The following is a 1465-nucleotide window of genomic DNA, read 5'->3' on the forward strand; positions in this document are numbered from 1 at the left end:
CATCTTCAACTAAGCCAGTTTCAGATAATCCTTTGGTTGCTCCCACACGAATCGCTTCTCTAGAAGCTTCGTTAATAATAAAGGAACCCAAGAAATTTTTCTCGTAACGATTATTATGTGTGAAATTGATAGGAAATCTAGAAGCTAGGTGACTTATCAAGACAGACCAGTGATTCAATAAAGCGGGTCGAGTTTTCCATTGTTCTGGGATTGCTTCGAAAGCGTCTTTAATATCATGAAAGCTCAATTCTTCTGAGTTAACAACTATATCTAAAACAACTAATGACTTTCTAGAACTTACCTGCTCAAAGCAGCCTTGCCAAAAATAATCATCATACTGTCTAGACCTTCTATTGTCTTTAAAAGTAGTAAAAGCTTCTCTAAAGCCATTTTTTGTTAGAATATCTATATGACCGTAGCGTTTTAGCCAGTTCTGAGTTTTTTCGCTATTATCTTTCTTTTTAGAAAGCTTAACAGTAGGGACTATATTAGAATCATCTTTTTCATCAGTCCTGATTAATCCTTCTAAATTATTTAATTCATTATTGCTTAAATTGTACTGACTCGCTATATTTTCGATGGTCTTCCAATCTTTACCAGTACGGCCTTTAACTCTTAATTCCCTAATCACATGATCAAGCATAGTCTGCTGACTCTGCCTATCAGGTGTCATAGCAACGATCTTAGCGAAAAAACCTACCAAGCGACTATCAAAACTGAATGCTGTGAATGCCCATAAAACAATCGGATTAACCTCTTTAATATCTAGAATGCCATTAGCAAGGTTTGAAATACCACGCCATCCAACATCACGCTCTTTCCATCTATTTGCTATTGCCAACGTTGTTAAAGGCGATATTTTTAAGCAAGTAGAAAAAATTTGTCTCTCATCCCAATAGTTTTGCCCTGTATCAGAGTCACCAATTAGCTCTGCCACACGCATATAACGATGGGCAAGCTTTGGACTATATAGTTTGTCTTCAACGCTACGCTGAGCTATAGCAGATATTGCTTCCCATCTATGGGCTACTTCATTGCCAAAATTTGTGGCTTTTTTTAAGCCCGTATCGAAATAGACTGATGCGGCATCTGTATCGATAACTAATATTGCTCTAGCAAAACTTATATAACTATCAGAATAGGTCTCTGGTGGCTCTTCGATATCAAACTTGTTTAAAATTTTGTTTAAATCAGACTCAAAAAAATCAACTAATTCTTCAAGCTCCGGATGTTGACAACTAGCACTTAGAAAATAAAAATTATCCTGAAAGTTACGTTTGATTGCATCTGTCTTCAGTTGTTCGATAAATATATTTATAAAGAAGTCGGATTGTCCAAAAAGTATGATCTCAAATTTTGCTTTAGTTGCTAAATAAGCTTTAGGATCGTAATCTTGATAATAACTAGAATGCGGCTTGGTGAAAACCTCTCTATTATTATTCAAGTTATCTGAACTTACGACATT

The 1465-nt window shown here is 35.4% G+C and carries 1 protein-coding gene; it reads right to left on the reverse strand.

All coding sequences use genetic code 11. The features are described 5' to 3' along the window. On the reverse strand, positions 1–1444 hold a 1444-nt coding region (locus ACS8FD_RS14375), incomplete at its 3' end, for a hypothetical protein (RefSeq protein ID WP_439276358.1). Between the last annotated feature and the right edge of the window lie 21 nt (positions 1445–1465).

It is taken from the genome of Psychrobacter sp. 1U2 (assembly GCF_051847575.1).